12 protein-coding genes and 2 pseudogenes are annotated in these 21,183 nt (G+C 40.6%); 11 read left to right on the forward strand and 3 right to left on the reverse strand.

Annotation, left to right across the window (positions count from 1 at the left end; all coding sequences use genetic code 11):
- Positions 1 to 94 precede the first annotated feature (94 nt).
- Together HMPREF9425_RS02950 and HMPREF9425_RS02955 are read left to right on the forward strand one after the other, a co-directional pair.
- Positions 95 to 1,624, forward strand: a complete 1,530-nt coding sequence (locus tag HMPREF9425_RS02950) for a DUF1310 family protein (protein ID WP_003096636.1) — start codon at positions 95 to 97, stop codon at positions 1,622 to 1,624.
- Positions 1,605 to 2,201, forward strand: coding sequence for a hypothetical protein (locus tag HMPREF9425_RS02955; RefSeq protein WP_003096638.1), 597 nt, complete (start codon positions 1,605 to 1,607; stop codon positions 2,199 to 2,201). The genes HMPREF9425_RS02950 and HMPREF9425_RS02955 overlap by 20 nt, the downstream gene beginning before the upstream one ends.
- 61 nt (positions 2,202 to 2,262) lie before the next feature.
- On the opposite strand, the gene gshAB is transcribed toward HMPREF9425_RS02955, so the two are convergent.
- Complete coding sequence (gene gshAB / locus HMPREF9425_RS02960) at positions 2,263 to 4,527, reverse strand: bifunctional glutamate--cysteine ligase GshA/glutathione synthetase GshB (protein WP_003096640.1); 2,265 nt, start codon at positions 4,525 to 4,527, stop codon at positions 2,263 to 2,265.
- A 378-nt stretch (positions 4,528 to 4,905) separates the two neighbouring features.
- On the opposite strand from gshAB, the gene HMPREF9425_RS09695 reads away from it, so the two are divergent.
- The 3 genes from HMPREF9425_RS09695 to HMPREF9425_RS02970 all read left to right on the forward strand — a co-directional run bounded on the left by HMPREF9425_RS09695 (position 4,906) and on the right by HMPREF9425_RS02970 (position 8,765).
- Entirely contained in the window at positions 4,906 to 5,061 is a 156-nt protein-coding gene (locus HMPREF9425_RS09695; RefSeq protein ID WP_155809855.1) for a hypothetical protein, read from the forward strand.
- A gap of 100 nt (positions 5,062 to 5,161) precedes the next feature.
- Complete coding sequence (locus HMPREF9425_RS02965) at positions 5,162 to 6,907, forward strand: ABC transporter ATP-binding protein (RefSeq protein ID WP_003096642.1); 1,746 nt, start codon at positions 5,162 to 5,164, stop codon at positions 6,905 to 6,907.
- On the forward strand, positions 6,897 to 8,765 hold the full coding sequence (locus HMPREF9425_RS02970) for an ABC transporter ATP-binding protein (protein WP_003096644.1): 1,869 nt from the start codon (positions 6,897 to 6,899) through the stop codon (positions 8,763 to 8,765). The genes HMPREF9425_RS02965 and HMPREF9425_RS02970 overlap by 11 nt, the downstream gene beginning before the upstream one ends.
- Positions 8,766 to 8,909: 144 nt before the next feature.
- Here the strand turns inward: HMPREF9425_RS02970 and HMPREF9425_RS09265 are convergent.
- Positions 8,910 to 9,113, reverse strand: a pseudogene (locus tag HMPREF9425_RS09265) (ATP-binding cassette domain-containing protein); the annotation flags it as partial.
- Between the two features lie 209 nt (positions 9,114 to 9,322).
- Between HMPREF9425_RS09265 and HMPREF9425_RS10660 the strand changes: the two are divergent.
- The 3 genes and pseudogenes from HMPREF9425_RS10660 to HMPREF9425_RS10205 form a co-directional block, all read left to right on the forward strand.
- Complete coding sequence (locus HMPREF9425_RS10660) at positions 9,323 to 9,418, forward strand: IS3 family transposase (RefSeq protein WP_367657404.1); 96 nt, start codon at positions 9,323 to 9,325, stop codon at positions 9,416 to 9,418.
- 426 nt (positions 9,419 to 9,844) lie between these two features.
- The gene (locus tag HMPREF9425_RS02980) at positions 9,845 to 15,814 is read left to right on the forward strand and encodes a ZmpA/ZmpB/ZmpC family metallo-endopeptidase (protein ID WP_003096646.1); all 5,970 of its coding nucleotides are present in this window, start codon (positions 9,845 to 9,847) and stop codon (positions 15,812 to 15,814) included.
- Between the two features lie 118 nt (positions 15,815 to 15,932).
- Positions 15,933 to 16,455 (forward strand): annotated as a pseudogene (locus tag HMPREF9425_RS10205) (IS3 family transposase); the annotation flags it as partial.
- Between the two features lie 338 nt (positions 16,456 to 16,793).
- Here the strand turns inward: HMPREF9425_RS10205 and HMPREF9425_RS02995 are convergent.
- Positions 16,794 to 17,789: a LacI family DNA-binding transcriptional regulator gene (locus tag HMPREF9425_RS02995; RefSeq protein WP_003094466.1), complete on the reverse strand. Its 996-nt coding sequence runs from the start codon at positions 17,787 to 17,789 to the stop codon at positions 16,794 to 16,796.
- A 140-nt stretch (positions 17,790 to 17,929) separates the two neighbouring features.
- On the opposite strand from HMPREF9425_RS02995, the gene HMPREF9425_RS03000 reads away from it, so the two are divergent.
- The 3 genes from HMPREF9425_RS03000 to HMPREF9425_RS03010 all read left to right on the forward strand — a co-directional run.
- Positions 17,930 to 19,096, forward strand: coding sequence for a galactokinase (locus tag HMPREF9425_RS03000; protein ID WP_003096649.1), 1,167 nt, complete (start codon positions 17,930 to 17,932; stop codon positions 19,094 to 19,096).
- A 19-nt stretch (positions 19,097 to 19,115) separates the two neighbouring features.
- Positions 19,116 to 20,597, forward strand: coding sequence for a UDP-glucose--hexose-1-phosphate uridylyltransferase (gene galT / locus HMPREF9425_RS03005; RefSeq protein ID WP_037621383.1), 1,482 nt, complete (start codon positions 19,116 to 19,118; stop codon positions 20,595 to 20,597).
- Between the two features lie 28 nt (positions 20,598 to 20,625).
- The coding region (locus HMPREF9425_RS03010) for an NAD-dependent epimerase/dehydratase family protein (protein WP_003096658.1) at positions 20,626 to 21,183 on the forward strand (558 nt) is incomplete at its 3' end.

Consider the following 21,183-nt stretch of genomic DNA (forward strand, 5'->3'; position numbering starts at 1 on the left):
AAACAGGTACTATTTGGCCTGTTTTTCATTTGTTTTCAGCTTTTGCCAATCGTTTTCAGAATATTTTGTCCTCCTATGCTATAATGGAAGTACTATGAAGAAAGTAATTTTACAGTACTTGGCAAGTGCTCTGACTGTAATCCTCATACTTGGTCTTGTGGTTTTTGATCGGCATCAAAACCAATACTTGGTCACAAAGGTCAATGATCCCGAGATTTCCTATATTTATCAGGATTCTCTTGAAAATCTAGACAAACTGGCTCTGAGTCGAGCTGGGGTCATTCAATCCTATCAACTCGATCCCCTGTCAGTTAGGCAGGAAAACGGGAAGATTCGTCTAGCTCTCCATATTAATCATTCTTATGATATGCAGGTAAATCTTGTCCTTAAGGCCGATATTTATGGTGATTTATCCGTGGTTGAAGCGACTCCGTCAAAGGCTTTGAAACTGGCTTTGGAAGCTGAGACTTATCAGAAACGGTTGACCTTAATTTCGCAAAAGGTAGATTCTATTATAACTCGTGATCACTGGGATCAAGGTATTAAACCGGCCTATGTTGCTCAGGTCAGAAGTAAGATGAAGAAGACTTCTTTGAACCAGTTGGATAAGGTTCTGCAAAAAATCGATCAAGAAAGTAAGGAAGTGGGCTCAGATACCTATACAGCCTTTTTCCAAGCTTCTAAACTGCCTAATCGCGACAAGCTCAATTTGGTTATGACTCACATGCAGGTTTATGTAGATAAGTATCAGTTCCTTCAATTAGGGAAGTCAGGTTATAAATTTTCCAAGAAACTAGAGCCAACCAGTCCCTTTTACAGTTACTTCCGTGAGGCTATTATGGAGACCTATCAGACGGATCTAGGGCTTGGGGTGGATGACTTAGGTATCAAGCTCCATCTTTTTAGGTCTTGGATTGATAAGCAGTCTATGGACTATATTAGGACCAACTACAAGGGCAAGACTGATTTGGACAAGCTTCTGGCTTACAGCAAGGATAAGAAGATTCATTTGGATTACACGACAGGTGCCTCCTACCATAATCGAAGCTTGGGAGACTTTACCTATCCGCAGAACATGAAAATTCAGCTACCTCAGACCAGTGTTATGGGCCCTTACGGAGTTAGCAATTCTCGCTTTATTGAGTTTATTGTCAATATGGATACGGGGAGATTTGTTTCTGAGTGGAATGTCTACAAGAAAAGGAAAGACGGTAGCATCGACTCTAATCCTAAGCATTATAAGATTGAAGATGGTGCTGACATTGCCGATACGGATTCTGCTAACTATGGGCTGTCTAAGGGCTTGAATGCTGACTTACCGGCCTATCTCAATAATAGCCATACCTATCTTGACGTTCGTCACCCTGCTGACAATGCGATTAGACGCAAGATGGTAAGAAAGTGGAAAAATGCCAAGAATGTCTTAAACGGTGGGCGCTATGCTGATATTGTTAAAAAAGGAGGCTTGAAAGACCTTGAAACATGGAGACAAGTTAAAGCTGAAGACCGGCTCCAGGTCTACAATGCTTACCTTGATTATATTCGTTCTAATCTTGTGCTCAATGGGTTTGACAGCTTTTACCAAGAAACCTACAAGCCCCAAGGTGGAGCCAAAAAAGACTGAGACCCTAGATAATGTTCTTATTGCTAAAAATTTCTATCGTGTAAGGGATGCTTATGCCATCAAGCTCTACGGGCAGGATGAAGGGATGTCCTTTGATGTGGCTGGCCAAAGACTTTTTGGATCAAACATTGCTATTAAGGATGGCCTGTTATATGGCTCCAGCCTTGGAGATTTGACCATTGAGGTTTATTTTCAGGGCGAGGTGTCCTACCTTTTAGAGGCCACCCAGAAGCTCCCAGTGGACAAAAATCGCATCAAGGCTAATCACTATAGTCAGGACATTGTTCTGCATAACGTTTGGTCTAGTCTGGAAGGTCAAGAAACCTCCAACAGTATCATCACTCAGTTTCAAGACAAGGACTTGCTTAAGTTGCGCATCAGCTACAACAAGGATTTCCTTCCGACTAAGATTCAAGGTTTTTACAATAGCCAAACCTTTAATGGCTGGCGGGACCTATTTTATATAGATTATCCATATAGTGATCAGGAAGCCTTCAACCAGGCTCAAGATGCCTATATAGAGCACATCCAGTACATGGAAACGCATCCTGAGGAAGAAGCAGGAGAGTTTGGTTAATAAAGCAAAATCACCTTTATCTTGAGATAAAGGTGATTTGTTTGTTCCTAAGAATTAGGTTTTAGGTTTGACTTGTGGCAACTTCTGGAAAAAGCTTGTCTAGGATTTTTGGAGTAATAGCTTGTCCAGGGCCTTCAGCACAGTAGGTGTGCATATACATAGAAGGGTTAAAGTTGAGCTCGATACAAGTGCAATGAGGTTTTTCCTTGCTAGCAGGCTGAGTTTTATCTGGAATGATGAGGTCAACCCCGCAAGCCCAGGCCCCCATGCTAGTCGCCATAGCTGCAGCAAGTTCTTGGTAAGAGGAATCCATAGTCTCAGTGACATCAATAGAGTCGCCACCTGTAGAGATGTTAGAGTTACGGCGGAGATTGACCTTTTTCCCTTCTGGGAGAATATCATCAGGTGCATAACCTTGCTGAGTCAACATCAGTTGTTCGATGTCTCCTAGCTCAATGATTTCCAGTGGTGATCGGTGATCACGGCCTCGCAATGGGTTGGCATTTTTCTGAGCGACTAATTCACGAATGGTGTGTTTGCCATCACCGACAACATTGGCAGCGACACGAAGGAGGACAGCCTCACAACGCCCATCTAGAATGAAGAAACGGTATTCGGTTCCTGGAATAAATTCTTCAACAAGGACAGCGGTATCTTCTGCGAAAGCAATTTCAAGGGCTTTTTGATAGTTGTCAAGACTAGCAGGTTCTTGGAAAATGGAAATTCCCAGACCAAAGTTGGTTGATTTTGGTTTGACTACAATTTGCTTGTCCTTGATAAGAGGATAATAAGCTAGACCTTGTTCCAGACTGGTAAATTCGTCGCCAGCGGGAACAGGGAAACCAGCATCAGCCAGGATTTTTTTGGTCACGGTTTTATTAGCCATGGCAAGAGGTACTACATAGTTGTCTTTTGAGGTCATGTTACCATTTTTGACGTACTCAACATGATCTTTATGCAAGAGTTTAAGGAATTGATCCTGCTCATCTAGGATTTCAAAATGAATCCCTTTTTGAATGGCATCAAAGAGCAACATCTGAGTAGAAAGTTCCATCTCCTCATAACCCTTAAGGGCATAGTGGGCAGTCCAGTCGTAATCGTGATAGGCAAGAGCCTTGTCGAGGGCAAAGTCAGCAAGGGACTTGTCTTTGATATGAGGAAGTAGTTGAGCAGCTAGTGTCTGACTAGGATCCGCAAAGGCATCTTTCACTTGTTTGACCAAACCTTGATGATAATCACCAAGCCCAAAATGTTGCACCAGTTGGTCCAGAGCTGTCGTAATGTTCTGAGTTTCAGCTTCAGAAGGTAGAGGTTCTAAAGGATGAGAGAGGGCGATTTTCTCATTTAGCGCGTGACCTTGAGTAAGAGCTTGGTCAACATTTTCAGGGGCATCTAGCCATAGGAAAGCCAAAAGGAGCAAGTGAACCGTATCCATGGTATCTTTGCTAATTCCGATACGCTCAAAAGGGTTAAGATCGAAATTACGGAACTCTAGGTAGGTGATTCCCTTGTCAAGGAAGGAACGATTAACCTTTTGTCCACGGAAACGAACAGCTGAGTAAAATTCCTTCTCCGCAATCAAATCTCCTTGTTCGATATAGCGTTCGATGGCAGAGACATAGTCTTCTAGGCTTGCAAAGGATACTTGGATTTCTTCCTTATTGACATAACCATGGTCGCTGTTTCGGAAGGAACGCACGAGTTCTGGCACTTCTTGGTCGAAGAAGCCTTGCTCAGCAACAGGTGCAGCACCAAAGAGATAGGTAATCACCCAACGATAGCGCAAATAGTTCTGAGCCAGCTTAAGATAGAGGGCGTTTTTGAAAGTAATTATATCAATCTGGTCACTTTCTTGGAATAGGGCCTCAACCAAATCCTCCCCTAGTTCCATATTATAGTGGATACCTGAGATAGCTTGTAGTTTAGTTCCGTATTTTTCAGCCAAATAGTTACGATAATGGCGTTCGAATTCATTTTCCAGTTGGGCGACTTGGATTTCTTGGGCCTTAATACGAGGAGGCATGGACAAGGGCCAGAGAAGTTCATCTTTACTGATGGAACGTCCAGCTACATCGGTAATGGCTCCAAGAAATCGACGAGCCTCAGTGGTAGATTTAGCAACTGGTGTGATGAGTTCCATCTGAAACTCGCAAAAATCTGTTTGAATATAGGGATGGAAACTACGAGCCCCTAGACAGGAAGGGTGAGGCGTATGTGCTAATTTTCCCTGTCTATCGACACGAAGACTTTCGCGTTCAATTCCAAAGTTAGCTTGAAGGATAGGGCTAGTAGGCTCCAGCTTTTGAAGCAGTTGATTTATAGTCATAGAGTCACCTTTTCATCTAATGTTAGTGATAGTCTATTATAAATAGGGACAGAAAACAAATTTCTGCTACGTTTAGTTTTAATTTACGAACATTTATGATAATTTTTTGAAAAATGAGCAGGATTTAGAGCGATATTTTTATCAAATATCATAAAATACTTACAAATGTTAGTGAAATGATATTGTGCTTGCAATTTTACTCAATTTAACCTATACTAATGACATATATATGAGAACGAAAAAATCCCTAGGGTCTGCCCTCAGGGGCTTTTGTATGCTCTCAAAAAGGGTCTAGCCGTTCTTTTATAAATAAAGCATGAGCAATAAGACTCTTGGTTTTAAGTTTCTCTCTGCCTAGAGCAGACGATATTTTTCGTCGTGGTAGGGCTCATCCGGAATCCATTTGCACTTGTTCGAATTGCTCGCGATTCGACAGTTCGCTCTGCCCAACAGCGATGCTTTCACCGTGATGATATTCCTATAACTGCAGAAGCAGTTATAGGAAGCGGAGTTATCGAGACTTTGGCTCGATAACTAGTCATGGAACGACTGAGTCGGTCGCTGATGTCCGCCATCACTTAAGAAAGCATCAAAAAGAAAAATATCAAAAAAAGAATAAAAAACGGAGGTAATTATGTTTCAAACCCTGATCGCCCAGATAAAGGAATACAAGAAACCCTCAATCCTAGCGTCCCTCTTCATGACGCTAGAAGTTATGTTTGAGATTTCCATTCCCTTTGTCATGGCCAATCTTTTGGACAAAGGTGTCCAGCAATCTAACATGTCTAACATTTGGCTCTATGGTGGCCTCATGTTGGTCTGCGCCTTCCTGTCGCTTTTCTGCGGTATGCAGTCAGCACGCTACGCAGCCTTTGCCTCTGCTGGATTTGCCAAGAATCTACGTCAGGCCATTTTCAAGAAGGTTCAAACTTTCTCTTTTGAAAATATTGATAAGTTCTCAGCTGGTGGTTTGGTGACGCGTATGATGACTGATGTTACCAACGTGCAGAACTCTTATCAAATGATTATCCGCATCTGTGTGCGTGCCCCACTCAACCTGATTTTTGCCATTACTGCTAGTTTCCTCATCAATAGTCAGATGGCTTGGATTTTCGTTGGTGTAACACTCTTCCTTGGTCTGGTTTTGGCTGTTATTACCAAAATCGTATACCCTCTATTTACTCAAGTATTTGAGGCTTATGACAACCTTAACAACAGTATCAAGGAAAATATCACCAACATGCGTGTGGTGAAATCCTACGTTAAGGAACAGGAAGAGACAGATAAGTTCAAGAAGGCCTCACGTCGTATTTACAAAATGTTTATGCGTGCCATTCGTGTAGTTATCATGTCTAACCCAGCTATGATGTTGTCTATGTATGCGTCCTTCCTTATGATTTCCTGGTTTGGTGCCCATCTCATCGTTGGTGGTAGCTTAACTACAGGGGAATTGACTTCGATGTTCAGTTACACCATGACCATTCTCATGTCACTCATGATGTTTATGATGATCTTTGTCATGTTGTCTATCTCAACAGCATCTGTTGAACGTATTGATGAAGTTCTTAGCACTGAAGCCACCATTGTTTCACCTGAAAATGGTTTAACAGAAGTCGCAGATGGTTCTATCAGTTTTGATCATGTGGATTTCTCATATACTGATGAAAATGGTGATAAGACCCATGTTCTCAAAGATATTACGCTTGATATTAAGTCTGGTGAAGTTATTGGTATCCTTGGTGGAACGGGTTCGGGTAAATCAAGCTTGGTTCAGCTTATTCCTCGCCTTTATGATGTGGAAGCAGGTCAAGTTAAGGTTGCTGATCACGATGTTAAGGATTATGATTTGGATAGCTTGCGTAAGCAAGTTGCCATGGTTCTTCAAACCAATGTCCTTTTTTCAGGAACCATTAAGGAAAATATGCGTTGGGGAAATAAACAGGCGACAGATGAGGAAATCATTGAAGCTTGTAAGATTGCCCAAGCTGATGAATTTATCCAAGAGTTTAAGGATGGCTATAACACCAAGATTGAACGTGGTGGAGCCAATGTCTCAGGGGGACAACGTCAACGTCTTTGTATCGCACGTGCCCTCCTCATGAATCCGAAAATTTTAATTCTGGATGATTCAACATCAGCGGTTGATACTAAGACAGATAGTTTGATTCGTCAAGGTTTTACGTCAAGTCTTAAGGAAACGACTAAAATCATTATTGGTCAACGGATTTCATCTATTCAAGATGCGGACCGTATCGTTGTTATGGATGACGGTCGTATCGATGCTATTGGTACGCATGACGACTTGGTGGCTAATAATGCCATATATCGTGAGGTTTACAAGATGCAAACACAAGGGAAAGGAGTAGCAGATGCAGAATAAGAAAAAAGCCAGCTGGGGCTCACTAGCACGACTGCTACGCTTTTTGTGGCAAGACTACAAGCTTTCACTTAGTATCTCTTTTGTCCTTATCGTTGTAGCTTCTTTGTCAACGGTTAATTTGACGGCTTCAATTCAGTCCTTGGTGGACGTTTACGTTCAACCCATGCTCAAATCGGATAGCCATGACTTTGGGCCATTGTTACGTTTCTTGACTTCAGTTGGGGTCTTTTGTCTTATCGGTGTGGTTGCCAACTATGTGGCTTCTCTCCTCATGGCGACGATTTCACAAGATTCCCTACGTTCCCTTCGTAATCAGCTCTTTGCTCGTATGCAAAAGCTCCCTGTTCGTTACTTTGACACTCATAAACACGGTGACATCATGTCAATCTATACCAACGACATCGATGCCCTCCGTCAGGCCATTGAACAATCTATTCCACAGTTGCTACAAACAGCCATTACCATTATCGGTGTGACAGTAACCATGCTTACCGTGAGTCCTCTCCTTTTTATCGTGGTTCTGATCATGGTAGGTATCATGTTTATGGTTATTAAAAATGTATCCGCCAAATCAGGCCGTTACTTCGGTGAACAACAAAAGAACCTAGGGATTGAGAATGGTTTTATCGAAGAAATGATGTCAGGTCAAAAGGTAGTTAAAGCTTTTGTTCATGAAGAAGAAAGCATGGCTGACTTTGATAAGATTAATGAACAACTTTTCCAATCATCATACTTGGCCAATCGCTATGCTAATGTTCTCATGCCCATTCTTGGGAACTTAGGAAATGTTTCCTTTGTTTTGACTGCCTTGGTTGGTGGGGTCTTTGCCCTCAATGGTGTCGGTGGTTTGACTATCGGTGGCCTCATGGCCTTCCTGCAATTGAACCGCTCCTTCAATGGTCCTATTACTCAGGTGTCTCAACAACTTAACTTTGTTCTTATGGCACTTGCTGGTGCAGACCGTATCTTTGACCTGTTGGATGAAGCAGAAGAAGTTGACCAAGGTAAGGTCACTTTGGTCAACTACGAATTGGTAGACGGTCAAATGGTTGTGACAGACAAGAAAACCAACCACTGGGCTTGGAAGCACCCACGTCCAAATGGCGACTACGAGTTGGCCGAGTTGGTCGGAAATGTGGTCTTCCAAGACGTTGATTTCTCTTACGATGGTAAGAAACAAATCCTTCATGACGTTAATCTTTATGCAGACAAGGGACAAAAGGTTGCCTTTGTTGGTGCGACGGGTGCAGGTAAGACGACGATTACTAACTTGATCAATCGTTTCTACGACATCCAATCTGGTGTGATTACTTATGATGGTATCGATGTGAAGCTGATTGAAAAAGATTCTCTTCGTCGATCACTTGGTATCGTACTTCAAGATACACATCTCTTCACAGGGACTATCGCTGAAAATATTGCCTACGGCCGTGCGGATGCGACTCGCGAGGAAATTCTTGAAGCTGCTCGTATTGCTAACGTGGATTCCTTTGTGGAACATTTGGACAATGGTTACGACACTGTTCTTACAGATGATGGCGCAGGCTTGTCTAACGGACAACGTCAGCTGATTGCCATTGCGCGTGCTGCTCTTGCCAATGCACTGGTTCTCATCCTTGATGAAGCGACATCTTCGATTGACTCTCGTACTGAAAAAATGGTACAAGAGGGGATGGACCGACTTATGGAAGGGCGTACGGTCTTCGTTATCGCCCACCGTCTTTCAACCATCGTTAACTCTGACGTTATCATGGTTATGGATCATGGACGTATCATTGAACGTGGTGATCATGATACCCTTATGGAACAAGGTGGTACCTACTACCGACTCTATACTGGTGGTCTTGAAATTGATTAACATTAAAAGAACTCAGGTTTTGCCTGAGTTCTTTTTTGCATATGAAGAAAAGGTTTCTTTTGAGACTTTTCTTATAAAAACAACAGATTTGATTTCTTAAATCTCAACTTCTTCTATACCGTGTGCGTCCAGGCGATATATCTTTTAGCAAACTTGTCTGAGGTAGTTGACATCATGTGATACTGTAAGAGTTGCACCTGGATAGTTCTTGAAGAGCTGTCGGACTTGGGATTGTGAGGTGGGTGAAAAATTTTTGGTTGGTTCATCTAAGATTAGAAGTTGAGGGCTTTCTAAGACTACATGCAGTAGGATTAGTTTTCCTTTTTGCCCTCCAGATAGGTCAGCGATTGAAGGCACTGCATCCATAAAATGAGACACAAGAAAACACTCTTGTTGAATTCTGGTAAACTAGAAACAGGAGTGTTTTTGTTATGGTCAAAAAAGCATATTCAGTAGAAGCTAAGCTAGCCTGTATCGAATGGTTCCATTCTGTTCTCAAATCTGAAACCTTCCATCTCTATAAGTGAAGAAACCTAACTAAAGATAGTATAATAGATATTGTTAAAAATTACATCATATTTTATAATGAAACTAGGATTCAACAGAAATTAAATGACCAATCTCCTGTAGAGTACAGAAAGCTGGTCGCATAAGGTTTTTTTTGTCCCATTATTGGGGTGCAGTGCCAGTAGTGGGGCTTTTTTGTGTCTATTGAAAGATGATCTTCACTTACATTAAAGTATTAGATAAAAAGTAAAATAAAAGAGATTAAATCAATTGTTTTATTTTTGGATTGTTAGTAGCTTGAATTTCAAGAGAATATTTTTACAAATGTTAGAGTCTTTGTAGTTATTTACATGAAAAGGTTTTAGATGTTTTCATGAAAGAAAAGTATGGTCGCTAAACAATTATTTATATTGATTAAAAATTAGAGAAAATACTTGCCTAAACATTAAAAAAAGGATATGATAGACCTCTGAAGAAGGTTAATAGATGCATAAAGTGCGTGTTTATCCGATAATGTCTTTATTTTTGACGTGCCTTTAAGGTACAATGATTAACAAATAGGAAGTTTATGAATGAAACAAGCAAATCATGTTGTTGAAAAAGTGACAAAATACGCTATTCGTAAGTTGTCAGTTGGTGTTGGACCAGCTGCTATTGGAACATTCTTAATAGCAGGTGGTCTTTTCGTGTCTAAGCCAGTTTCGGCGGATCAGGTTACTACGGATTCATCGATACATCTGGCCTATGTTACTGAAAATGAATTGACAGCCGAAGAGCAAAAGCAAGTGGTTCATGCTATTCCAAAGGCATATCAAAATGATGATACTTTTTATCTGGTTTATAAACGTAAGGGAGACAGTCAAGCTACTCTTCCTAAGACAGGCAGTTCTGACTGGGCGGCAACAGGTTTAGGACTGACGACAGCAACTTTGGCTGTGCTCCTATTTTCAAAAAAACATCGCAAAAAGATTATTGGATTGGTCTTGATTGGAGCAGCTGGGCAAAGCTTACTTATCCCTCTTGAGGTTCTTGCTTTGCAAAATAAGGAGTTGCAGGCTTATAATCGGAATCTAGCTGTCTCAGATGAGGCGGACCTAGCTAAGGGTGTTATTACCATTGATGGTTATGAGTATGTCGGTTATCTGCGTTACTCATCTAAGCCTGAGCTTGAACAACCTTTGGAGAATGCTTTGAAAGGACTTGAGCCATCAAGAGAAGATAGAAACACAGAAAGCCGGTATGAAATAGATAAAGAAATAAGTTGGGAAAAAGGAACTCAGGAAGCAGGTCACGAAGGTGAAGTTCTTGTTCAACCATCAGTCCCAGAGTACACTGGATCGATCAGTACTGATGGCACACAAGAATCAGGTCATGAAGGCAAATCTCTTGTCCAACCAGCAGTCCCAGAGTATACGGACTCAATCAGTGCTAATGGCACACAAGAATCAGGTCATGAAGGCAAATCTCTTGTCCAACCAGCAGTCCCAGAATACACTGGATCGATCAGTACCGATGGCACACAAGAATCAGGTCATGAAGGCAAATCTCTTGTTCAACCAGCAGTCCCAGAGTATACAGGTCCAATTAGTGCTAATGGCACACAAGAAGCCGGTCATGAAGGTGAATCTCTTGTTCAACCGGAATCTCCAGAGTATACAGGTCCAATTAGTGCTAACGGAACACAAGAATCAGGTCATGAAGGTGAATCTCTTGTTCAACCGGAATCCCCAGAGTATACAGGTCCAATTAGTGCTAATGGCACGCAAGAAGTAGGTCACGAAGGGGAATCTCTTGTTCAACCAGCAACCCCAGAGTACACTGGATCGATCAGTGCTAATGGCACGCAAGAATCAGGTCATGAAGGTGAGGCCACTGTTCAACCGGAATCCCCAGAGTATACAGACAACCTTGAAGCTAAAGGGACTCAAGAACCAGGCAACGAAGGTGAGGCTCTTGTCCAAGCTGAGAATCCTGTTCATACCCCAGTTGTCGGAAGTATCACAGAGACTGAAACGCAAGCCATTGATTATCCTATCGAAGTTATTACTGATGATAACAAATATGTGGATGAAGAAGTTGTTGATCAAGAGGGCCAAAAAGGTAGCCAAGAAATCCATAAAGTTTACCAAACCATTGATGGTGTTAAGATTGGTGAGCCGACTATTGTGTCAGGTAAGGTTATTGAGGTGCCACAACCTAGAAAAATCCGTCGTGGCAGCAAGCCTCTAGATGGGACAACGACTGAAGAGTCTATTGTAGAGCTTCCATTTAAAGAAATTGTCCAAGAAGATGATACACTTGAGAAAGGCGTTGTGCAGGTTGTCCAAGAAGGACAAAAAGGACAAAATAAAATTACCAAGATTTATAAGACCTTTAAGGGTAGTAAGACTGCTGAAGAACCAACTGTTACTGAAACAGTGCTAGTTCCCGTCCAAGATCGTATCGTTCGCAAAGGGACCAAGATATCTGAAAAACCAGTTCTTACACTGACACAGGTTGACAAGGATGACTTGGGTCGCAGTGCTAAACTCAGCTACAACTTGACTAATCCAGGTTCAGCAGCTATCACGACTATTAAAGCGGTCCTTAAGCAAGATGGACAAGTTGTCCAAACGCTTGATGTTCCTAGCACGACTTTGACTGCTGACTTAACCAACTTAGCCTATTACAAGCCTTATACCCTTACGACAACCATGACCTTTGATCGTGGCAACGGTGAGGAGAGTCAGGTTTTGGCAGACCAAACTATCCAACTGGATCTCAAGAAGGTTGAGCTTAAAGATTTTGCACGTACAGATTTGATTAAGTATGACAATCAAACAGAAGTGGATGAGACTCGTCTGACAGCTGTGCCTCAGGATCTCACGAATTACTACTTGAAGATGACTTCTGCGGATCAGAAGACCACTTATTTGGCAGTGAAAGCCATCGAAGAAACAACAGTTGATGGCAAGGCGGTTTATAAGGTAACTGCAGAAGCGGATAATTTGGTGCAACGTGATGCCCAAAACCATTTTGCGAAGACTTATAGCTATTACATTGAGAAACCGAAGGCCAGTCAAGCCAATGTTTACTATGATTTTGCTGAGTTGGTCAATGCCATTCAGGCTAATCCATCAGGTGAGTTTAGACTTGGCCAAAGCATGAGTGCTCGCCATATCGTTCCAAATGGCAAATCATATATCACGACTGAATTTACTGGTAAGTTGCTCAGTGATGGTGACAAACGCTTTGCCATCTATGATTTGGAGCATCCATTGTTTAATGTCATCAATGGCGGAACTATCAAGAATATCAACTTTGAAAATGTAGATATCAATCGCCCTGGTCAGAATCAAATAGCGACAGTTGGATTTAACCTTAAAAACAAAGGTCTGATTGAAGATGTTAAGGTGACTGGTTCGGTGACTGGTAACAATGACGTGGCAGGTATCGTCAATAAGATTGATGAAGATGGCAAGATTGAAAATGTCGCCTTTATCGGTAAAATCAACTCTGTCGGTAATAACTCGACAGTTGGTGGGATTGCTGGTTCAAACTACATGGGATTCGTTAATAGAGCCTATGTGGATGCGACTATTACAGCTCAAAATGCCAACGCAAGTATGCTGGTGCCATTTGTTACTTACATGCTTAACAGCTGGAAGTCAGGAACTAAGGCTAGGGTGACCAACTCAGTAGCCAAGGGTGTTCTTGATGTTAAAAACACAAGAAATGTTGGTGGTATTGTTGCCAAGACATGGCCTTACGGTGCTGTTCAAGACAACGTGACCTATGCCAAGGTTATCAAAGGTCAAGAAATCTTTGCTTCTAATGATGTCAATGATGAAGATGGTGGTCCGTACATCAAAGACCTCTTTGGTGTTATCGGTTACAGCTCCGCCGAAGATGGCACTGGTAAAGATACCAAGAGTCCTAAAAAACTCAAACATTTGACTAAGGAAGAAGCCGACAAGCGTGTTGAAGGTTACAAGATTACAGCTGATACATTTGTTAGCGAGCCTTACGAGTTAAATACTCTTAACAATGTTTCTAGTCAAGCAGATTTTGCCAATATTCAAGACTATAAGCCTGAATATAACAAGGCTTACAAGAATATTGAGAAACTTCAACCATTCTATAACAAGGATTATATTGTCTACCAAGCCAATAAACTGGCTAAAGACCATAACTTGAATACCAAAGAGGTGCTCTCAGTGACACCGATGAAAGACAGTAATTTTGTCACAGACTTAAGCGCTGCTAACAAGATTATTGTTCACTATGCTGATGGTGGCAAAGACTACTTCAAGCTTTCAGAGAGTTCAGAAGGGTTGAGCAACGTTAAGGAATATACTGTTTCTGATTTGGGTATTAAGTACACTCCAAATATCGTTCAAAAAGATCACTCGAGCCTTATCAATGGAATCGTTGATATCCTGAAACCAATTGAGTTGCAGTCTGACCCAATTTACCAAAAACTTGGTCGTACAGGTCCAAATAAGGTCAATGCTATCAAGAACCTCTTCTTGGAAGAAAGCTTTGACGCTGTTAAGACTAATTTGACGAACCTTGTGACTAAGCTGGTTCAAAATGAAGACCATCAACTTAATCAATCATCTGCTGCCCAACAAATGATTCTTGACAAGGTCGAAAAAAATAAAGCAGCCCTCTTGCTAGGCTTGACCTACTTGAATCGTTATTACGGTGTGAAGTTTGATGATGTTAATATCAAAGAAATCATGCTCTTCAAACCAGATTTCTATGGTAAAAATGTGGATGTCCTCGACCGTTTGATTGAGATTGGCTCTAAAGAAAATAATATCAGTGGTTCAAGAACATACGATGCCTTTGGTGAAGTTCTCGCAAAATATACTAAATCTGGAGATTTAAACGACTTCCTTAATTACAACCGAAAACTCTTTACCACTATCGACAATATGAATGATTGGTTTATCGATGCCACTAAGGACAAGGTCTATGTTGTAGAGAAAGCTTCACAAAACGAAGGTGTCGGTGAGCACAAGTATCGTGCTTACGATAACTTAACACGTGGTCTACACAGAAAAATGATTCTACCATTATTGAATCTTGATAAGACAGAGATGTTCTTGATTTCAACCTATGACACCATGTCTTATGGAACAGCTAACAAGTACAATACGACTCTTGAAAAACTGAAACCTGAGATTGATTTAGCTGCCCAACGTCAAATCAACTATCTTGATTTCTGGCATAGATTGGCTACAGACAAAGTTAAAAACAGGTTGTTCAAAGATATTGTCAATCCTGTCTGGGAAGGTTTCTATGTCTGGGGTCATGGTTGGCCAGGTTGGCCAGAGCGTTACGGCCAATTCAAGAACAGTACGGAAGTCTATGCGCCAATTCGTGAAATCTATGGTCCAGTTGGTGAGTATTATGGAGACAATGGAGCCATGGCTGGTGCCTATGCTGCTATCTATGACAATCCATATGATAATCGTGCCAAGGTTACTTACGTCATGTCTAACATGATTAGTGAGTACGGTGCTTCGGCCTTCACGCATGAAACGACCCACCTCAATGACCGTATTGCCTACTTTGGAGATTATGGTCGTCGTGAAGGAACAGACGTTGAAGCTTATGCCCAAGGTCTTCTTCAATCACCAGCTACTCAGGGGCATCAAGGTGAATACGGCGCCTTAGGACTGAACATGGCCTTTGAAAGAGAAAACGACGGTAATCAGTGGTACAACACTAATCCAAACAAGTTGAACTCACGTGAGGCGATTGACCGTTACATGAAGGGCTACAACGATACCCTTATGCTTCTTGACTCACTTGAAGGGGAAGCAGTCCTCAGTCAAGGAAATCAGGACCTCAATAACGCATGGTTCAAGAAGGTAGATAAACAGTTACGAGGTAATAGTAAAAATCAATACGACCAGGTTCGTTCTCTAAGTGATAGTGAAAAGGCTATTAACTTGACTTCTATTGATGACCTTGTAGATAATAACTTTATGACCAATCGTGGACCTGGTAATGGTGTCTATAAACCAGATGATTTCTCTTCTGCCTATGTCAATGTCCCTATGATGTCTGCTATTTATGGTGGTAATACCAGCGAGGGTTCTCCAGGAGCTATGTCCTTCAAGCATAATACCTTCAGACTCTGGGGTTACTATGGCTATGAAAAAGGCTTCCTAGGTTATGCGACTAACAAGTATAAACAAGAAGCAAAAGCGGCTGGTAAGGCCACCCTTGGAGACGACTTTATCATTAGCAAGATTTCTGATGGTCAGTTCAACTCACTAGAAGCCTTCAAGAAAGCCTATTTCAAAGAAGTGAAAGACAAAGCGTCACATGGTTTGACGACAGTTGCAATTGACGGCACAACAGTAAGCTCTTACGATGATTTATTAGCCTTGTTTAAAGCTGCAGTAGCAAAAGATGCTGCAACTATTAAAACAGATAATAAGGGTAATAAATCTGTGTCAACAAGTCATACGACGAAACTCAAAGAAGCTGTCTATAAGAAACTCCTACAAGAGACAGATAGTTTCACAAGTTCTATTTTCAAATAATAGATGAAAGAATTCCCTTTGGCGAAAATGAATTGCACCCCAAAAAGTTAGACGGAAAAGATCTAACTTTTGGGGTGCTTTTATTATGAAATTGAGTTATGAAGATAAAAGTCAAATATATGAATTGAGGAATTGTGGTTTTGTAGTGAACCATAAGAAGGTCTAACGTCTGATGAGAGTTCTTGGTCTAACCGCTCTAATTCGTCGTAGACGCAAGTATTCTTCATATCAAGGAGAGGTTGATAAGAAAGTAGAGAATCTCATTCAACGCCAGTTCGAAGCATCTAAAACAATGGAAAAGCGCTATACAGATTTGACAGAATTTAACATTCCAGCAAGTAGCCAAAAATTCTATTTATCACTCGTTTTAGATGGTTTCAATAGTGAACTTATTGCTTATAATCTTTATCCATAGTGACCAGGGATGGCAATATCAACACGATTTCTATCATCATTTTTTAGAAGGGAAAGGAATCCAACCGTCTATGTCACGTAAGGGAAATAGTTCAGACAATGGCATGATGGAATCCTTCTTTGGCATTCTGAAGTCTGAGATGTTTTATGGTTATGAGAAGACGTTTAAGTCGCTTGAGCAATTGGAACAAGTTATTGTAGACTATATTGATTACTACAACAAATGAATTAAGATAAAACTAAAAGGACTCAATCCTGTGCAATACAGAACTAAATCCTTTGCTTAAATTAATTGTCTAATTTTTGGGGGTCAGTACAGTAAGGTGGTGGTTTTGCGTACGCTTTTTACACTGAACTTTAGTTCAAAAATAGAGAATTTCATTAGTGTTTGTTATTCTATGAAAATCTCTAGTTTAAATCAATTTATGTATGTTATTTTCCTATTCAGGTTTATGGTTCAAATCTTTATCTCTAAAAAACTAGACATTGGAGTAAAAGGTATCATTTATCTGAATATTGTAATTATGATCTCAAAATCGTAGAAAATAGTGAAGATATGATTTACCTATTTTGTACTGTTTCTTAATGTTAATTTTGTTCCTAGTTTAGTAAGTGTTGGTATTTTTCGAGGTGCTAAGAATTGTTTATTGAGAATATCCATAGCTGTTCGTCCCATTTCTTCTGTATAGACAGTGACACTAGAAAGTGGAGGATACACTTGTTTAGCTAGAGTTGTATCGTTAAAAGAGATAATTTGAATGTCGTCAGGGACCTTGATACCATTTTCCTGAAGTGCTCTGAGTGCACCAATAGCTAGACTATCACTAGCCGCAAAGTAAGCATCAGGTAAAGTAGCTCCACTCTTAATCTTAGAAGCAAGAAGTTCATAGCCAGATTGGACAGTGAAGTCACCAGTCAGAATAAAAAGAGGGTCATAGATTCCCTTTTCCATACAGTAGTTCCGATAAGAACGTAAACGAGGATCAGAGATGATTTCAGTTGCATCCGTTGTTTTTTCTTGCCCAATGAGTAGGCCTATATTATTACAACCTTGTTCTTTAAGATAACAGAGTGCCGATTGTACGGAGTTTTCAAAATCAGTAGTAACACATGGATGTCCTTGATTAAGAGTATCACTATCAACAAAGACCAGAGTCTTTTTTAGTCTTTCTAGTTTCGCAATTTGTTCACGACTAAATTTTCCGATACAGAGTACACCAACGACCTCCTCTCCTAGACTTGAAGGAATGTCGTTGAAAAAGCGAAGCATCTCGTAGTCTAGTTCATAGGCTCTTTTTTCAATACCAAGTCTAATATTATAATAGTAGATGTCATCTAACTCGTGTTCTTCACTAACCCATTGAATAATTGCCACTTGATACTTTTCTTTTTTTGAATTATTAATTGTTTTGTGTTTAGTATATCCGATTTCATCAGCGATAGTTAATATACGATGTCTAGTATCCTCTGTTACGGAAAGAGTTTCATCTTTATTAAGAACACGTGAAACAGTTGAAATAGATACACCCGCTAAGTTTGCGATATCTGTTAATGTAGCCATAGTAGCCTCCTCATATTTCAGTATAACATAACTTTTCTTTTTTACCTATATTTTACTAAAAAAATAGTAAAAATATTGATTTTTCATGTGAAAGGGATTACAATTCCAGTGTAAATAAAAGAATAAGCGAGGTACATCCTATGAAGACGTCACAGTTAAGAGAAAAGTTTAAAGAAGTTTTTGGTGTAGAAGCAGATCATACTTTCTTTTCACCAGGTCGTATTAATTTGATTGGTGAGCATACTGACTACAACGGTGGTCATGTGTTTCCAGCAGCTATTACCTTAGGTACTTACGGAGCGGCCCGCAAACGTGATGACAAAGTTTTGCGTTTCTTCTCAGGTAACTTTGAAGAGAAGGGAATCATCGAAGTGCCACTTGAAAATCTTCGTTTTGAAAAAGAACACAACTGGACAAACTATCCAAAAGGTGTTCTTCATTTCTTGCAAGAAGCTGGGCATACGATTGATTCAGGTATGGATATTTACATTTATGGTAACATTCCAAACGGCTCAGGTTTGTCATCATCATCATCTTTGGAATTATTGATTGGTGTTATTGCTGAAAAACTATTTGACCTTAAATTGGAACGCCTTGACTTGGTTAAAATCGGTAAACAAACGGAAAATGACTTTATTGGCGTTAACTCTGGTATCATGGACCAATTCGCTATTGGTATGGGAGCTGATCAACGTGCGATTTACTTGGACACAAATACTCTAGAGTATGACTTGGTACCCCTTGACCTCAAGGATAATGTCGTAGTCATCATGAACACTAACAAACGTCGTGAATTGGCTGATTCTAAATACAATGAACGTCGTGCTGAATGTGAAACAGCAGTATCTGAACTACAAGAAAAATTGGATATCCAAACTCTCGGTGAATTAGACCTCTGGACATTTGACGCATACAGCTACTTGATTAAAGACGAAAACCGTATCAAACGTGCACGCCATGCAGTTCTTGAAAATCAACGTACACTTCAAGCTCGTAAAGCTCTTGAAGCAGGAGATTTGGAAGGCTTTGGACGCCTTATGAATGCTTCTCATGTGTCATTGGAACATGATTACGAAGTTACAGGTCTTGAACTTGATACTTTGGCACACATAGCTTGGGAACAAGAAGGAGTATTAGGAGCCCGCATGACAGGAGCTGGTTTCGGTGGATGTGCCATTGCACTTGTAAATAAAGACAAAGTTGAAGACTTTAAAAAAGCAGTTGGTCAACGTTATGAAGAAGTCGTTGGTTATGCACCAAGCTTCTATATCGCTGAAGTAGCTGGCAGCTCACGAGTACTTGATTAATGAGAAAGAAGTAGAGATTATGGCTGAAAATTTAGTAAACACTTTTGTAACTCTGGTTATTGAAAATAGTGATTATGAGGAATTGGACCGTATCTATTTGACAAACAAAGTTTTTACTTTGGTTGGAGAAGGAGTTGCTGATGTTGAAACAGATAGCTCTGAATTGATTGACCTTAAAGACCAGTTGCTTCAAGCAGGTGTTAAAGCTGGTTCTGTAGGTGAACTTAACGAAGAACAAGATATCATCGGTGCTCAACTCATGGACTTAATTACACCAAGACCGAGCGTTGTCAATCGTAACTTCTGGGGTACTTATAAATCTAACCCAGAGCAAGCAATTGCTGACTTTTATGCACAAAGTAAACGAAATGATTATGTGAAAGTCAAAGCCATTGCACAAAATATTGCTTATAAAGCACCAACTAAATACGGTGACTTGGAAATTACGATTAACCTTTCAAAACCTGAAAAAGATCCTAAGGCTATTGCAGCTGCTAAGAATGCGGTAGCTTCCGATTATCCTAAGTGTCAACTTTGTATGGAAAATGAAGGTTATTTGGGTCGCATTAATCACCCAGCACGTAGTAATCACCGTGTTATTCGTTTCCAAATGGAAGGAAATGACTGGGGCTTCCAATACTCGCCTTATGCCTACTTTAACGAACATTCTATCTTCTTTTATGGTAAGCACGAACCAATGCACATCAGTCCATTGACGTTTGGCCGTCTCCTAACAATTGTTGAAGCATTCCCTGGTTACTTCGCAGGTTCAAATGCCGATCTTCCAATTGTAGGTGGTTCAATTCTTACACATGAACACTATCAAGGTGGTCGCCATACCTTCCCAATGGAAGTAGCAGGCATTAAAGAAAAAGTTAGCTTTGATGGTTACTCTGATGTTGAGGCTGGCATCGTTAATTGGCCTATGTCTGTTCTTCGTCTAAGAAGTGAAGACAAGGAAAGACTTATCGATCTTGCAACTAAAATCCTAAATTGCTGGCGTGGTTATTCAGACGAAAAAGCTGGGGTCTTGGCTGAGTCTGATGGACAACCTCACCACACCATTACCCCAATTGCTCGTAGAAAAGACGGTAAATTTGAATTGGATTTGGTTCTTCGTGACAATCAAACTTCTGAAGAACATCCAGACGGTATCTACCACCCACATAAAGATGTTCAACATATTAAGAAAGAAAACATTGGTTTGATTGAAGTTATGGGATTAGCCATTCTTCCACCTCGTTTGAAAACAGAACTTAAAGATGTTGAAGATTATCTATTAGGTCAAGGTAACCAAGTTGCTCCAATTCACCAAGAATGGGCAGATGAACTCAAAGCTCAAAATCCGAATGTTACGGCTGAGGAAGTGACAGAAGTTGTTCGACAATCTGTTGCAGATATCTTTGCTCGTGTACTAGAAGATGCAGGTGTTTATAAGACTAATAGTGAAGGCTTGGATCAGTTTAAAGCATTTGTAGATTTTGTAAATTTAGCTGATTAATTGTTTTTCTGAAGAAAGGAGATAAGAAATGGCAATTTTAGTATTAGGTGGGGCTGGTTATATCGGTTCTCACATGGTGGACCGTTTGGTTGAAGCGGGGCAAGAAAAAGTCGTTGTCGTGGATAACTTGGTGACTGGTCACCGTGCTGCCGTACATCCAGATGCTATTTTCTATCAAGGCGATCTTTCTGATCAAGATTTTATGAGAAAGGTCTTCAAAGAAAATCCTGATGTCGATGCCGTTATTCACTTTGCGGCCTACTCACTTGTGGCTGAGTCTATGGAAAAGCCACTTAAGTATTTCGACAATAACACTGCTGGTATGGTGAAGTTGCTTGAAGTCATGAACGAATGTGATGTTAAATACATTGTCTTTTCATCAACAGCTGCAACTTATGGTATTCCTGAGGAAATACCAATCCTTGAAATCACACCACAAAAGCCAATCAATCCTTACGGTGAAAGCAAGCTTATGATGGAAACCATCATGAAGTGGTCAGACCAAGCCTACGGCATCAAGTATGTTCCTCTTCGTTACTTTAATGTCGCGGGGGCCAAGCCTGACGGTTCTATCGGTGAGGACCAC

The organism is Streptococcus vestibularis ATCC 49124 (genome assembly GCF_000188295.1).
GTDB lineage: Bacteria > Bacillota > Bacilli > Lactobacillales > Streptococcaceae > Streptococcus > Streptococcus vestibularis.

Excerpts from the sequence above, each read along its gene's own strand:
- HMPREF9425_RS02950 (WP_003096636.1), top strand. The coding sequence starts at position 95 with ATGAAGAAAGTAATTTTACAGTACTTGGCAAGTGCTCTGACTGTAATC.
- gshAB (WP_003096640.1), bottom strand. The coding sequence starts at position 4,527 with ATGACTATAAATCAACTGCTTCAAAAGCTGGAGCCTACTAGCCCTATC.
- HMPREF9425_RS02965 (WP_003096642.1), top strand. The coding sequence starts at position 5,162 with ATGTTTCAAACCCTGATCGCCCAGATAAAGGAATACAAGAAACCCTCA.
- HMPREF9425_RS02970 (WP_003096644.1), top strand. The coding sequence starts at position 6,897 with ATGCAGAATAAGAAAAAAGCCAGCTGGGGCTCACTAGCACGACTGCTA.
- HMPREF9425_RS02980 (WP_003096646.1), top strand. The coding sequence starts at position 9,845 with ATGAAACAAGCAAATCATGTTGTTGAAAAAGTGACAAAATACGCTATT.
- HMPREF9425_RS02995 (WP_003094466.1), bottom strand. The coding sequence starts at position 17,789 with ATGGCTACATTAACAGATATCGCAAACTTAGCGGGTGTATCTATTTCA.
- HMPREF9425_RS03000 (WP_003096649.1), top strand. The coding sequence starts at position 17,930 with ATGAAGACGTCACAGTTAAGAGAAAAGTTTAAAGAAGTTTTTGGTGTA.
- galT (WP_037621383.1), top strand. The coding sequence starts at position 19,116 with ATGGCTGAAAATTTAGTAAACACTTTTGTAACTCTGGTTATTGAAAAT.